Genomic DNA, 15,041 nt, shown 5'->3' with positions numbered 1-15,041 from the left:
ATTGCCGAGAAGAAGCGGACGAGTCCGGCGACAGACCGATCGTGCACACGCGGCACAAAGCGGCGCAAACCTCTTTCCCGCGCTTCTTCCACCGAATCGATCTGGGTGGCGATGCCGACATGGCATGTGTCAAGATGACAGCCGCGGCACGCCGTACAGCCGATCGCCATCATGGCGATCGTACCGAAGCCGCAGCGGTTCGCGCCCAACATCATCATTTTCACAACATCTTTCCCGGACTTGATGCCGCCGTCGGACCAAATTTCGACTTTGTGGCGCAATCCGGCTTCAATGAGCGCGACGTGCGCCAATTTCGTTCCGATTTCCGTGGGAAGCCCTACATGCTGTATGGAATGAACGCGCGCGGCGCCGGTTCCGCCGTCGTAACCGGACAAAGTGATGACGTCGGCGCCCGCTTTGGCGATGCCCACCGCGATCGTGCCGATGCCGGGGACGACAGGCACTTTGACGATGATTTTCGCTTTGCGGCCGCTCGCTTCCTTTAATTCCGAGACCAATTGCGCCAGGTCTTCAATCGAATAAATGTCATGGTTGTTGGACGGCGAAATCAAGTCGGAGCCGATTGTCGCGTTGCGCGCTTCCGCGATCTTCGCGGTTACTTTGGAACCGGGAAGATGGCCGCCTTCGCCCGGTTTTGCTCCCTGACCGATTTTAATCTCCAGAAAAGCAACCGCATTGGCGAGTTCCACGTTTACGCCAAACCGTCCGGACGCCACCTGCGCGCCGCGCGTCTTTTGATAGCGGCCAAGCATATCTTTAATTTCGCCGCCTTCGCCGTTCATGGTTACCATATTCAGCACTTTGCCGGCTTCGGCGTAAGCGCGGAAGGCAATTTCGTTTTGCGATCCGAACGACATGGAAGAGATTAGCATCGGCAGGTCATACCCGCCCACGCTGATGTCGACATCCGCCGGATCGACCGCAGGGTGGGCGGCCGCCGCTTTCTCAAACGCAAAGTCGGTGAGATGGCGTATCGACACCGGGTTTTTTTGTTCTTCTTCCCGCAATTTATCGGCATAGTCGCTGTAAGGCGCCTTGCCGTCCGCCGTTTCGTTGATCGCTTTCCACAGCCGGTTGAAAAAATGAAAATTGCGCGCCGGTTTGGCCTTTTCACCGGACAAGTCCGCAAAGCGCTGTTCGGTATCCCGGTCCAGCTCGGCAAAACCGGTGCCGGCTTTTTCGCTGCCCAAATAGTTGACGATATCCAGCACTTCGGCTATTTCCGGCTTCAATCCGATTGACGAGAAAAACCGGGTATAGCCGCGCAATTCATGCGTGCCGATGGTGGAAATAACTTTCTCCAAACCTTTCTGCAGCGCCGTATACGCCTTGTGCGCGCCGGCAACGCCCGCTTCGCCGACAGCCGTGGCGAACAGCAAATACGGGGAAATAAGGTCGGCGCCGAGGCCGCAGGCGACGGCGATATCGTGCAGACTGCGCACGGACGCCGAACGAAGCACGATGCTGACTTTGCGGCGCAAATTGTCGCCCGGCCCAAGTTTTTCCGCTTTCAGCGCAATGTCGACTTTGGATACGGCGAGATGCGGATCCAGCCACAGGGCTTCGCCGGCCAAAACGGCCGCGTCGTCCAGAATGATAAGCGCCGCGCCGTTTTTCGCGGCCGCAACCGCTTCATCGCTTATCCTCGCGAGCGCGTTCTTTGTTCCTTCGCCGCTTTTGCCGGACAACGAAATCGTTGCCGCCGCATTTTTATTGATCTGGAGAAATTCCGAAAGCAACTGTTCGAACGAGAGCTGATTCAATTCCTTCCTGCTGTCGATGCCCAGCGGGCCTTCCAGCACGAGCGGAGAAACAAGCTCCATCGTGGCGCTCTCCGGTTGCCCGTAAATGGCCGGACGTCTGCCGACAACAACGCGGGTGGAAAAATGTTCGATTTCACGATCCCGGTCGATCGCGGGGTTTGTCACCACCGCCACGCTTTCTTTAATAAAGTCGGCAATATTTTTTCGCTCCGGGTTGATGCAAGCCAACGGGCCGTCATGGCCAAGCGAGCGAATCGGCTCGTTGGCCGTTTCCGCCATCGATTCGATTGCCTGAATGCTTTCGCGATCCCATCCGAACGCGCTGTATATGGCGTCTGTCGGTACGATAGCGGCATTTGCGGCCGCTTTCCGCCGCGATTCGGGGAACGTCAAATGCTTCCCTAAACCGGAGAAATCGCTGCGCAACCGCGCGCGCTTTAGCACGGCGTCTTGCAATTCCGGATACGTCTTGATCTCGATCGGTCGGCCGGGGTGCAAGCACACGCCGATTTTTTCGCCGGGGGCGATTGCTTTCGGCTCGCCGATCATTTCGCCCACCGTGACGACGCCTTGTTCGGAGGAGAAATACAGGGACTGTTCGGTTTCCACCATCCAGAGCGGGCGCAAGCCCAGCGCATCGACGCTGAAGACGCATTCGTTACCGCATCTCGAGACGATGGCGGCCGGCCCCTGGGCAAAATGTCCCCACATCTGGCGGAAGTATACATACAAATCTTGCAATTCCGCGCGGAACAGCTTCATTTCGTTGATAATCGGCGGGAAAACAAGCTCCATCGCCTCAAAAAGGCTAAAGCCGAATCGGTAAATGAGCGTTTCGATCGTCCGGTTGAGATCCTGCGAGTCGCTTCCGCCGTCGACGAGCGAAACGCCGATCATTTCCGCTTCCGCGCGAAGTTTTTTGATCGTGTTGATTTCGCCGTTATGCCCCAGCAGCGAAAACGGCTGCACGCGGAAAAAGTTGGACAGCGTATTGGTCGAATAGCGGTTGTGCCCGATTGTCGTTTGCGCGGCAAACAGCGGATGCTCCAAATCGTGAAAATATTTCGGCAGAATGGTGGCGGAACCCATTACTTTATAGGCGCATGCGGCGTTGTTCAATGAAGCCACATGCACGTGATGCCGCTTTTCAATCGCCGTATGCAGCGCAAACAGCTTGCTGTTGACCCGGTTGCGTTCTTCTTCGCACCAAACGGCGAGTTGCCAAAACAAAGGCTCGTCGTTTCTGGCGTTAGGTCCAAGCACCCCGCTGTTCACCGCATTTTCTTTCTCCAGCAAAATATCGACGCCGGCATCGCGGAACATGCCGCGAATGCTTTCCTGCACGCTTTTGGCCGATTGTCCGCCCTTTTGCGGAACAAAAATATGGGCGACGGCAAAACGGTGGTCGGCGGCTATTCCGCCGTCTTTTCCCGCCTCAAGCAGGCGGTCTTCCCAGAGCTTGCGCGGAATATCCGTCAAAACGCCGCAGCCGTCTCCTTCCCCGTCGATAAACCCGGAGCGGTGCTCCATCTTGACAAGCGCGCTGATGGTTTTACGGATATTGTCGCGCGTCGGTTTTCCGTCTTTTTCAATTAGGCAAATAATCCCGCAGCTGTCGTGTTCCGTTTCGAGCAGTCGGGTAAAGCGGCTTTCGTTTAGCATGGCTTGATTCATCTTCGCTCAGGTCGATTAACCGACCGCCACCTCCTTATCAAAAATCGGCATGATCGATGCCCGATTTTCGCAAACTTTATTCATAAATAACATGAAATCGGGAGTCGGAACAATAACTATGTAAGAAAAAATAACAAACATTCACTTGGGAATGTTTGTTATTTAGGAATGAATATAGAGGGCCTGTACCCGCCGTCTTCAGGCAGCCAGCTTCCGGCGCCTGCACTTTGCAGACGTTAATCTTTCCCGCACAACGTGAAAACGGGAGGACTGCCTCCCCGCACACCGCCAAAACGGGGGGGATTACCTCCCTGCGCAAAGCAAAATCGGGTGGACCACCTACCCGCACAGCGCTAACGGACGCAGCAGAGGCTAATTGCCGAAAAAAGGCTGGGCAAAAAAATTAACGGACGCCACAGCGGCTATTCGCCTTATTTTTACCTGAATACCGCACAAAGTGTTAAAATAGGCGCGCCTACGTCCGTTACATTTGGAAACCGGGCGTAAAACCCCAAATAGCCTCTGTCACGTCCGCTAGATTTGAAAGCACCCTACAACGGCCGTTAGATCTGAACTACTGTGAACGTTTAAGGGCTGCAAGCCGGCAAAAACCGCTTGCAAACGTTGCACTTTTATTCTTTTCATCACCGTGGACAAAATAGAAGCGCCTCATGGCCATGCAAATGGCACATGCACCTTTATTGCTGATCGGCAGCCGAATCGGAGAGGCCGGGAACGCCGCCGGCCTGTTTTTGCCCGTTGTCGTCGCCGTCCGCCACGTCGGTTTTGGGGGCAAACGTATCCTGCACAAACGCTTTTAACCGGTCGCTGTCGACAGTCACCACGCTTGCGCCGCCGACGTTTTCTTCCCGCAGCAAATCTTGCGGCGGGAGCTGCACGCTTACGACGTTGTTTGTGTCGATCTTGTATCCCAGGCTGCCCAGTTTCCACATGTCGTTAATGGACAAATTGGTTTCGATATACGGATCGACGGCGTTTAAAATGCGCGGCAATTTCAAAATGGAAGTGGTCGATTTCAGCTTTTGCGCGACCGCCTGCAAGAAATTGCGTTGCCTTTCCGTGCGCGCATAATCGCTCATCGCATCGTGGCGGAAACGGACATACTGCAAGGCGGTTTTGCCGTCCAAATGCTGCTCGCCCTTTTTCAGATCGATATCGTATTGGTGATGGTCCGCCGCGCTTGTGTAATGCATGTCTTTTTCCACATAAAAGTCAATGCCGCCGATCGCGTCGATAAGCGCAATAAAGCCTTGAAAATCGGTATATACGTAATATTGGATCGGAATGCCGGTCAATTCGGTGACGGTTTTCATCGCCAGTTCGGGTCCGCCCAACGTAATGGCGGCGTTGATGCGTTCGCTGCCGTGTCCGGGTATCGGCACATACGTATCGCGCAGCAGCGAGAAAAGGTAAGCTTTCTTCGTTACCGGATCGAGCGAAGCGATCAGCATCGTGTCGGAGCGCGGAATCTCGTTTTTGCCAAGCCCGCGCGAGTCTCCGCCAAGCAGCAGGATGTTGACCCTGTCCTTGCCCTCCCATTCGGGCGGCTCGTCTTGTTTGGTTTCTTGCTGGAATTGGGCGAACTTGGACGACCTGTTGTCGTCTTGAATGTTTCGCGTAAAATTTAAAATGGAATAGATATAATAACCTGCACATACAACAAGTACGATGGCTAAGGACATGGAGGTCCAAAATATCCATCTGCGCGGTTTGCGTCTGGTTCTTGGCGGTCGTTTGTCGCCGCTCGTCATGGCGTTAACGTCCTTTCACTTTTTTCGGGGTTCATGTATAGTAATTTTATATGCAAGTCTCATCCATTCATTATAAATTTTATGGATGGGCGGTTCAAGTCGACGCTACCGGACTTAAACTGACAAATTATTGTAGGGAAACGGGAGAGAAAAGATGCCGGCAATTGAAGTCGAAAATTTACGCAAGCAATTTTCCATTCAAAAAAACCGTGAAGGGCTGGGCGGGGCGTTGCTCGATTTGTTCAAGCGCCGTTATCAAACCGTCACAGCCGTCAATGATATTACGTTTACGATTCCCGAGGGAGAGATTTGCGGATATATCGGCGAGAACGGCGCAGGCAAATCGACGACCATCAAAATGCTGACCGGCATTCTGGTGCCGACTTCCGGCAAGGTGCGGGTAAACGGATTTGTCCCTTTCAAGGAACGGGAAAAATTTGTCCGCGGCATCGGCGTCGTGTTCGGGCAACGCAGCCAGCTTTGGTGGGATATCGGCGTGATCGAGAGTTTCCGTTTGCTGCGCAAAGTGTACCGGGTGCCGGAGCCGGAATTCAAAAAACGGCTGGATGATTTGACCGAGCGGCTGCAGCTTACAGACCTTTTGCACCGGCCGGTGCGCAAGCTGAGTTTGGGACAGCGCATGCGCTGCGAATTGGCGGCGGCACTGTTGCACAATCCGTCCATCCTGTTCCTGGATGAGCCGACGATCGGCCTGGATATCGTCGTCAAAACGGAAATCCGGGAATTTTTGCTGTCGATGAATCAAACCCACGGCACGACCATTCTGCTCACTACGCATGATTTGCAAGATATTGAAGCTTTATGCTCGCGAGTCATCATGCTGGACGACGGGCGGATCATCTACGACGGCAGTCTGGAGCAATTAAAGCAGCGCTGGGGAAAAGGGCGGGAGATCGTGCTGCAATTTTCCGACGCGGTCAAACTGGACAGGCTGCGCAAGCTGACGGCGGATTTGGGCGTCGTGTGGACGGGAGAGAACGACTGGACGGCGAGAGTGCTCGTTCCCCACGGGAAAGCAAGCGTATCGCAAGTAATCGGGCGCGTCGTCAACGACTTTTCGCTTAAGGATATCAAGATCGTCGAGGCCAATACAGACGAGATCGTGCGGGAAATATACAAAACGACGACCGGGGTTGGCGCGGATGCTTAGCGCTTATCTGGAATTGATTCGCATCCGGTTTTTAATGATGCTCGCATACCGCGTCAATTATTACAGCGGGATTGTCATTTACGCCATCAACATCGGGGCCTATTATTTTTTGTGGCAGGCGATCTATGGCGACAAAACGTCGCTTGGCGATATGGATTTCGGGCAAATGGCCACTTATCTGGCGGTAACATGGATGGCCCGCGCATTTTATTTCAACAACCTCGATCGGGAGATATCCAACGAAATTCGCGACGGCAGTGTGGCGGTGCAATTTATCCGCCCGTATCAGTATCTGGTCGTGAAAATGATGCAGGGCCTTGGCGAAGGGATGTTTCGTCTGCTCATGTTTTCCGTGCCGGGAATGGTGATCGTGTCGTTTTTGTTTCCCCTAAAGCTGCCGCGCGATCCCCATGTTTGGGCGTTGTTTTTCCTGATGATCTTGTTCAGTTTTCTCATTAATTCGCAAATCAATATTTTAACGGGGCTTTGCACATTTTACCTGGAAAATATCGAAGGCTTGATGCGGATGAAGCGCGTTGTCGTCGATTTGTGCTCCGGCCTGATTATTCCGTTGTCGTTTTTCCCGGGCTGGGCGAGGCATGTGCTGGAGTGGCTGCCCTTTCAGGCGATTTCCTATTTGCCCGGGTCCGAAATCACCGGCAAAATTTCCGGCGCGGCCGCGTACCAGGCGCTCGGCATACAGGCCGTCTGGTTTATCGGTCTGACGCTGCCGATGATCGTTATTTGGCGCATGGCGAAGAGCCGGCTGTTTGTGCAGGGGGGGTAATCGGTCATGTTTTATGTGCGTTTGTTTGCCGAATATATGCAAAATTATATGAAGACCCGACTGACGTACCGCGCTGATTTCTGGATTGAGTTGTTGTCCGATTTTATGTTCAATTTCATGAATTTGCTGTTTATTTTGGTCGTATTCCGGCATACGACGCTGCTTGACGGCTGGACGGAAGCCGAAGTGGTGTTTATTTACGGTTTTTTTATGGTGCCGTACGGCGTGTTCGCCTGCTTCTTTAATTTGTGGAATTTTACCGAACGGTATATTGTCAAAGGCGAAATGGACCGTATTTTAACCCGGCCCGCCAACAGCCTCGTGCAATTGCTTTTGGAAAATATGGATCCCGCGTCGTTGTTCGGCTCTTTGGTCGGCGGGGCAATCATGGTGTATTGCTGGACGGAGCTTGATCTCGGGCTTTCTTGGTACGATCCGTTCGTTTTTGTGGCGATGGTCATTGGCGCCGTGTTTATCTATGCGGGCGTGTATGTCGCGCTTACGTCGATTTCTTTTTACTCGGATGCGCCGACCGGCATTATGCCGCTCATGTGGAACATCCAAAATTACGGCCGTTATCCGGTAGGAATTTACAACAAGGCGATCCGGATTTTGCTGACATATGTCGTGCCGTTCGCGTTCGTCGGCTTTTATCCGTCGGCCTATTTTATCGACCGCGCGCAGTTTGGCACGATCGCGCTGCTTACGCCGCTTGTCGGCATTATCTTTTTGACGATCGGGATTATATGCTGGAACGAAGGAATCAGACGCTACCGGGGAGCGGGTTCGTAAGCGGCGGAAAAATAAGAAATCCCTGCACTTGGGTGCAGGGCTGTTTGACTTTTCCGGCGTTTCTCAAATTTTGATTTGCACCTTGAACAGATCGGGATCTTTTGGCCTGGCGAAAAATTCAACCGCTTCCTGAAGATTGATCGTTTTGGAGATGAGGGGCTTCAAGTCGATTCTTCCTTCTTTGATCCAATGAAAGGCGGGTATAAACGTATGATTGATCGCCATGGAACCGATTAATGTCCAGTCCATATTATACAGTTTGAAGGGGCTGATGCGGACTGTGGCGTGTTGCGGCGCGACGCCGAATTGCAGAAATTTCCCGGCCGGGCCGATAAAATCCATTTCCCGTTCTATAACCGCCGGAATTCCGGTCACATCGATAACGGCGTCAAATCCGCGCGGGTAATCTTCCTTTTTCAACTGATCGCTCAATACTCCTTTGGTAGCTCCGTATTTCATGGCCATGTTCAATTTCTCCCGCGACACGTCGACAACCACCAATTCCGAAGCGCCGGCGTGGGCCATCGCCTGAACGAGCTGCTGTCCCATGGCGCCCGCGCCAAACAGAATAACGCGGTTGCCGGCTTGCAGGTTCAGTCTGTTCATGCCGTGCACGACACAGGCCAGCGGCTCGACAAAAGCCGCCTCGGCGAAACTCATGCTATCGGGAATTTTGAGCACATTTTTGGCCGGCACTTTGACGTATTCCGCCATGCTGCCGTTAACCGTATTGCCGATAGCTCCCCAATTCAAGCAATGGTTTCCTCTGTTCGTCAGGCAAAATTCACATTCTCCGCAAAACAGGCTGGGGTCGGCGGTTACGCGATCGCCCGGCTTAAACGTGGCCACGCCTTCGCCAACGCTATGAATCACTCCCGCGAACTCGTGTCCGGGAACAATCGGATACGGGGAAATGAATTCTCCCGCAAAAATATGCATGTCGGTGCCGCATATGCCGACATTTTCCACGCGAATTACAACCTCGCCCTTACCGGGCGTCGGTTCCGGGATTTCTTTTACAACCGCATGGCGGGGTTTTTCGACTACCAATGCCTTCATAGGTTATCAACCTCTTTCTTATCGTTTTATCCGAGCAATTGACCGGCCAATTTCACGTAGCCTTTTTTCAGAACAAACTGTATGCTCGCATGAATTTCTTGCAAGGTTCCGGATATCAATGTTTTCATGAAAGCTTCTTCCTCGATTAAAGCCATGCTGATTTCGCTGGCAAGCTCATAATTTTCATTGGGCGCGTCGATCGGCCCGAGCATCGTTAGCACCGTGCGTACCGGCACCTTTCGATCCTTGACCTCCCAATCGATCTCATGCTCCAAGCGGAATAGGCAGACAGCCATCTCTTTGATGCCGCCGCTGCGGCAGTGCAGGATCGCGAACCGTTCTTCTTCAAGGAGCAACGGGCCAAGTTTTTCCCGATCAAGCAAATCCCGTTGCAGTTTCGCCGCATGGTCTACCGCAAAATGTTCCGCGACAAACGCCATGATGTTTTCAATCAAATGCCGCTTGGATGCCGCTGTAAATGCAACCATCACTTCAATGTTGTCGCGCAACGCGGCCAGCGCTTTTCCGTAGCGTTCCGCCTTGTCCACCGCTTGTTCGATGCTGCTGCGGTCGCCGACGTTGCCGTGTTCCGTTCGCGCAAGCCGCGGCAATTGCGTTTTGATCGCGGCGATATCATCGTCGGTCAGAAACGGGTTGACGACAATCACGTTTACTCCCTCCAAATGAAGGGGCAGCGTGGACAACACCAAATCGACCGGGTACCGCTTGCTGATCCAATTTTCTATTTGCGAAAGAGAAATCGTATCGACAACCTGAAGCAAGGGCAATTTCTTTTTGATCTGCACCTGGAGCATCCGCGCAGCCCCGATTCCGCTGGAGCAGACCAGCAAAACCTTGTAGCGCAACGCTTCCCGCTTGTTTAAAATCGCGGTGCCAAAATGCATCGCCAAATAACCGATTTCCTCCTCGGGGACGGGTTTGCCGATTTTTTGCGCCAAATACATTGTCGCCTTGCGCGTCGCTTCGAAAATTTCGCGATACTCTTCTTTCACATGCCGCAGAAGCGGATTGCGCACTTCCATGTCAAGTTCAATGCGTTTGATTGCGGAAGCAAGATGGGTGGTCAAGTTGCGGATGAGCATATCGTCGCTTTCCAGTTCCAGTTTCAGTTCGTGTTCCATGATCGAAATCATATTCCGCGCATATTCGATCGTTAAGGAGTAGTCATAATCGCTGTTCATTACGTGATTCGAACGGGCAGCCAATATATGCATGGTTATGTAGCCGATCTCGCTTTCCGGAAAAGGCAATTTGAGCCGTTCGCTAAGCGCCGCGGCGAGTTCGGCGGCAAGCTTATATTCCTTCGTCGCTTGCAGTTGTTTGCCAAGTTTGTCTTCGATGGTAATGGCTTCATTGGCTTTTAACCGCTGCGCGGCAAGCGCCAAATGGACGACGAAGCCGACATACGCGTTGTCCGCCATCCGGTAACCGCGTTTCTGCTCAAATTCCTGAATCACTTCCTCAATCCGGAACAGCCATTGCGGATCGATGAAATTAAGCAAGCGGAAGCGAATCGCCGAATTGAGCTTTTCCCTTTCGTTACCGGAATGTGTAAAAATAAACTCCATCAACTGCTCCTGGGTAACGTTCTCATACAACAAATCCGCCAAAGCGGAGCGGATGTTTCGTTCCGAGCCTTCGATATACAAGCCGACGCCGTGTTTGCGGTTCAGGGAAATATCGTATCGCTCAAGCCACGGTTCGATCTTTTTCAGATCGTTCAGAATGGTGGACACAGCCACGTGCAATTCTTTGCCAAGCGCGTACAGCTTGATCGGTTCCTTGCACGAGAGGATGGTTCGTTTCAATATGGAGAGCCGTTCTTCTGCCGAGTAAATGGATTGTTTGGCGGATGCGGCCAAAAGGTTTTTCAGTTCCGCCAGGTCTTGCTTATTGCCGAGCAATTTCAGCCCCGCGCCGACTTTTCTGTCAAAATGCAAGCCCCACTGCGCCATGTAGTTTTCCAGTTCCGAAAGTTCACGCTGAATGGTCCGCAAACTGATGTTTAAACGATCCGCCAGGGCATTCAAATGCGCGTAATCGCTTGACTCAAGAAAGAACAGCAAAATTTGCTGCTGCCGGGAATTTAATTTGGCCACCATTTTCTGCTCCATTTTTACTCACATCCTTGAGAACGCGTCTGTTGCGGCTTGCGGCGAGGCATCTTTTCCTTCAGGACGTCACGCCCAATTGGCGCAATTTTTCCAATATTGCTTCGTAAGCGGACGGATCCGTGTAGTTTTCCAGCGACATGTATTCCCGCCCGGGAGCATTGGAGATAGCCTGCTTCAGCAAGTAATGGTGCGTGACGATCATGTCGGCGTCAGGCGGAATCTGATCGAGCGAGGAATGAATCACTGTAAAGGATTCCTCCTGATGCAAACTTCGCAGTTTTTTGCGCAAAATGGCGGCGCCCATGGCGCTCGAGCCCATTCCCGCGTCACAGGCAAAGCATATCGTATATTTGCCGGGACACGAGTTGGCGGGGCTTATCCCGGGCACCGTACCGGCGGCGTCCGCAGCGGCAGGCTCCGGTTTTTCCGCGGCTGGCTTGATGATCGGCAAGGCCAGAAAAAATGACACCGCCGCGGACACGGCGATTCCAAACAGGACATACAGGACGTCGCCCGGCGGCGATAGTCCGATGAGCAAAAACAAACTCGGCGGAGACGGAATCGAAACCAGCCCCGAATCGAAATGGTGAAACACATAAATACCGGAAAAACTGCCGATAATCAGGGGGAGCAGCAATATCGGGCGCGCCAAAACATAGGGAAAATATACTTCCTGGATTCCGCCCAACGAATGAATGGCGAGCGTAGATGCCGCATTGCGCCGCGATTTGCCGCGCCTCCGGAAAATAAAGGCGAGAAGCAGGCCCATTGCGGGTCCGGGATTGGCTTCCAAAAGAAAGTAGACGGATTTGCTCAGGTCGTCAATCTGGGCAATTCCAAGCGGACCGAGAATGCCGTAACTCATCATGTTGTTCAAAAACAAAATCTTGGCGGGCTCGATCAGTAATGCGGAAATCGGCAACCACCCGGAGTAGGCGATTTGCAGAATGTCGTTATTCAGGCTTTCGATCATGCTGGAGATGGCTTGCCCTCCGTACGAAAAGCAATAAACGGCGAGCGCTCCCGCCAAAATGGCGGAAATAAAGTTGGACATCAGCAATTCAAAGCCCGAAGGCAGCCTTTTTTCCAATATCCGCTCGATCCGGTTCACGATGTAGCCAAGCAACGGGCCGAGAATAAAGGCCATGAAAATCATGGAGACCGTGCTGGCCAGCGCCAGGGCAAAAATCACGACAGCGGCGACCGCTCCTCCGCGTTTGCCGCCCAGCAATTGGCCTCCGGAATAGCCAAACATTACCGGAACCATCCAATTCAGCAGATGTTCTGTCAGCAAATCGACGTTGCTGTTGGGAAACCAGCCGTATACCCCGAAGATTGCCCGAAGCAACCCGATCGCAATAATGACCGCGATATTTTGCGAAACGATTGTGCTGAGAAGTCTACCGAATTTATAAAGCATATCCGTTTTCACCGACTTTTGCATAGGTTCATTCGGGACTCATGGCGAAATCGCAAATACAATCTCCTCAAACATATCAAAGTCGGTTGATTTCGTCATTGTCACGCATCAATCCCCGTTATCGCTTCAGTTCCCGCCATTTACGGCTGAATGACGATTTTTAACGTGCTGTTTTTTTCGTGTATCGCTTTTGCAAACGCTTTGGCGGTATCCGTTAGCGGCATATAGTCGGTAATAACAGGCGACAAATCCATGCCGTCTTTGGACATGATCGCCACGCCGGTCGGGTATGTGTTATGATAACGGAAATCGCCCCGTATATCGATTTCGTTGTCGACAATATACGGAATGTTAAACGGCGTTTCCGTCTCTTGCGGCAGTCCGACCAGCACCACCCGCCCCCCTCTGCGCACGGTTTGCACAGCCGCCTGCGCCGCCCGGCCGTTGCCGGCGGTTTCAATCGCGAGATCGGCCTTGCGCCCTCCGGTAATCCGCATAACGGCGGTTAGCGCGTCTTCCTCCCGCAAATTGATGACATCCGTTGCGCCCATTTGCCGGGCCCTTTCCAGACGGAACGGTTCGAGATCGACGCCGATGATCCGTCCGGAGCCCGCTGCCTTCGCGGCTAAAATCGTAAAAATGCCGATCGGCCCCATGCCCATAATGACAACCGTTTCGCCGACCAGCAGGCCGCCGCGCCGGACGGCGTGCAAGCCGACGGACAACGGTTCGATAAGCGCGGCTTTTTCGTATGACATCGTGTCGGGAATCGGAAACAGCATGTCGGCGCGGATTGCGATATATTCGCAGAAGGCCCCGTCATAAGGAGGAGTGGCCAAAAATTTGACATGCGGACACAAGTTGTAATGCCCGGATTTGCAATGATCGCAACGGCCGCATGTAACACCCGGTTCAATGGCGACGCGCTCTCCGACCGAAACGTTGCGGACTTCGCTGCCGATTGCGACAATTTCTCCGGCGGCTTCATGACCGAGGATGATCGGATAATCCACCACATAAGGCCCGATTTTGCCATGTTCATAGTAATGCACGTCGGAGCCGCACAATCCGACCGCCCTGATGCGCACGAGCGCCTCGTCGGGACCATAGTCGGGAATGTCCAGTTCTTGGATTTCTATCGTTTTCAGTTGTGTAAGAACAGCCGCTTTCATCTTGCCATTCACAGGAATCACTCGCTTTCGTTTCGTTTATTTAACCGCGCCCATGGAAAGTCCGCGGACCATATACTTGCGCACCAACAAGCCGCATATGAGCATGGGCGTGATGATGACGGTGCCGGTAGCCATCGCTTGCCCCCATTGAATGCCTTGTTGCGATACCAGCAGGGAAACCGCTATTGGAACCGTCTGGGAGCCGTTGCCGGAAAAGATGGAGGCGAAAGAGAAATCATTCCAGGAGAACATCAGACAGAGCACCCCGGTGGCCACGATGCCCGGCGCGGCAGTGGGAAGTGCGATCCGCCAAAAGGCATGAAATTTGCTGCAGCCGTCAATCATGGCCGCTTCTTCCAAAGCGATCGGAATATCTTTGAAGAACGTCGTCATCAGCCACAGCGCAAATGGCAAATTAAATGTCGTGTAGGCAAAAATAAGCCCCAAACTGGTGCCGATTAAACCGATTTTGGCAAATATCAGGTACAGCGGCAAGATGACTGCCGGGATAGGCGCCATCCGCGTACTGATGACCCAGAAGGAAATATCCTTTTCCCGCCTGAAATTGCCCCGGGCCAGGGCAAATCCGCCCATTACGCCCAAAATTAATGATGACACGGTGGTTGCCACACTGACAATCAGACTGTTGGCGAGAAACTCGGGAAAGTTGCCTCTGCCGAAAAACATATCATGGTATACGCCAAAAGTGGGCGTAAAGATCAGTTTGGGCGGCATGGAAAACATGTTGACCTGAGTTTTTGCCGAAGACAGCGCCATAAAGAGGATCGGAACCAACGCCCAAATGAGGGCCAAAATGATCAAGGCATAAAGAAAAGCAAGCAAAAATTTTCGTCGTGTCGTCATTTTATGCCTCCTCGCCGTTCATTGCTTTTAGGAAAAACTTGCCGAGCAAAATGGTGATCAAGAGCATCGTCAACCCCAACACGGCGGCGGAGCCGATGTCCTGAAACCGGAACGCCACCTGCATCAAATAGTAGCCGATTATTTTGGTCGTGTCGGCCGGACCGCCTTCCGTGGCAATGGTAATCGTATCGACATACCGCAATACGTCCATTGAACGTATCAGCAGAGCGACAACGATCATCCGCCGCACCATCGGCAACAGAATGAAGCGGATTTTTTGCCAGCCGCCCGCTCCGTCAACTTCCGCCGCTTCCAGCGGCTCCTGCGGAACGGTCTGCAAACCGGCCAGAACGATAATCGTGATGAGCGGCGTCCATTCCCATATATCCATGATGATCACCGCCGGCATGG

Annotated in this window: 11 protein-coding genes; 3 read left to right on the top strand and 8 right to left on the bottom strand. The window is 53.0% G+C overall.

Going from position 1 to position 15,041, the window contains the following annotated elements:
* A partial coding sequence (locus VF260_12835; protein ID HEX7058065.1) for a glutamate synthase-related protein occupies positions 1 to 3,446 on the bottom strand: 3,446 nt, incomplete at its 3' end.
* Positions 3,447 to 4,156: 710 nt separating this feature from the next.
* The gene (locus VF260_12830; GenBank protein ID HEX7058064.1) at positions 4,157 to 5,161 is read right to left on the bottom strand and encodes an LCP family protein; all 1,005 of its coding nucleotides are present in this window, start codon (positions 5,159 to 5,161) and stop codon (positions 4,157 to 4,159) included.
* 223 nt (positions 5,162 to 5,384) lie between these two features.
* Here VF260_12830 and VF260_12825 point away from each other — a divergent pair, with 223 nt between their 5' ends.
* The 3 genes from VF260_12825 to VF260_12815 are packed head-to-tail and all read left to right on the top strand — an operon-like array spanning position 5,385 to position 7,980.
* A complete protein-coding gene (locus tag VF260_12825; GenBank protein ID HEX7058063.1) occupies positions 5,385 to 6,401 on the top strand; it encodes an ABC transporter ATP-binding protein in 1,017 nt (338 codons plus the stop codon).
* A complete protein-coding gene (locus VF260_12820; GenBank protein HEX7058062.1) occupies positions 6,394 to 7,188 on the top strand; it encodes an ABC-2 family transporter protein in 795 nt (264 codons plus the stop codon). Before VF260_12825 ends, VF260_12820 begins: the two co-directional genes overlap by 8 nt.
* A gap of 6 nt (positions 7,189 to 7,194) precedes the next feature.
* On the top strand, positions 7,195 to 7,980 hold the full coding sequence (locus tag VF260_12815; GenBank protein HEX7058061.1) for an ABC-2 family transporter protein: 786 nt from the start codon (positions 7,195 to 7,197) through the stop codon (positions 7,978 to 7,980).
* Between the two features lie 63 nt (positions 7,981 to 8,043).
* On the opposite strand, the gene VF260_12810 is transcribed toward VF260_12815, so the two are convergent.
* The 6 genes from VF260_12810 to VF260_12785 all read right to left on the bottom strand — a co-directional run.
* Entirely contained in the window at positions 8,044 to 9,039 is a 996-nt protein-coding gene (locus VF260_12810) for a zinc-dependent alcohol dehydrogenase family protein (protein HEX7058060.1), read from the bottom strand.
* 26 nt (positions 9,040 to 9,065) lie between these two features.
* Positions 9,066 to 11,174, bottom strand: a complete 2,109-nt coding sequence (locus VF260_12805) for a BglG family transcription antiterminator (protein ID HEX7058059.1) — start codon at positions 11,172 to 11,174, stop codon at positions 9,066 to 9,068.
* 58 nt (positions 11,175 to 11,232) lie between these two features.
* On the bottom strand, positions 11,233 to 12,594 hold the full coding sequence (locus tag VF260_12800) for a PTS transporter subunit EIIC (protein HEX7058058.1): 1,362 nt from the start codon (positions 12,592 to 12,594) through the stop codon (positions 11,233 to 11,235).
* A 140-nt stretch (positions 12,595 to 12,734) separates the two neighbouring features.
* Positions 12,735 to 13,778 (bottom strand): NAD(P)-dependent alcohol dehydrogenase, encoded by a 1,044-nt coding sequence (locus VF260_12795; GenBank protein ID HEX7058057.1) that lies wholly within the window; start codon positions 13,776 to 13,778, stop codon positions 12,735 to 12,737.
* A 24-nt stretch (positions 13,779 to 13,802) separates the two neighbouring features.
* The gene (locus VF260_12790; protein HEX7058056.1) at positions 13,803 to 14,630 is read right to left on the bottom strand and encodes a carbohydrate ABC transporter permease; all 828 of its coding nucleotides are present in this window, start codon (positions 14,628 to 14,630) and stop codon (positions 13,803 to 13,805) included.
* Position 14,631: 1 nt separating this feature from the next.
* Positions 14,632 to 15,041 (bottom strand): sugar ABC transporter permease (locus VF260_12785; protein HEX7058055.1); only part of this gene is annotated, 410 nt, incomplete at its 5' end.

The sequence above is a fragment of the Bacilli bacterium genome (genome assembly GCA_036381315.1).
In the GTDB taxonomy this organism is placed as follows: Bacteria; Bacillota; Bacilli; order Paenibacillales; family KCTC-25726; genus DASVDB01.
Note: the sequence above shows the minus strand (reverse complement) of the source record. Positions and strands in the feature narration are given on the sequence as shown.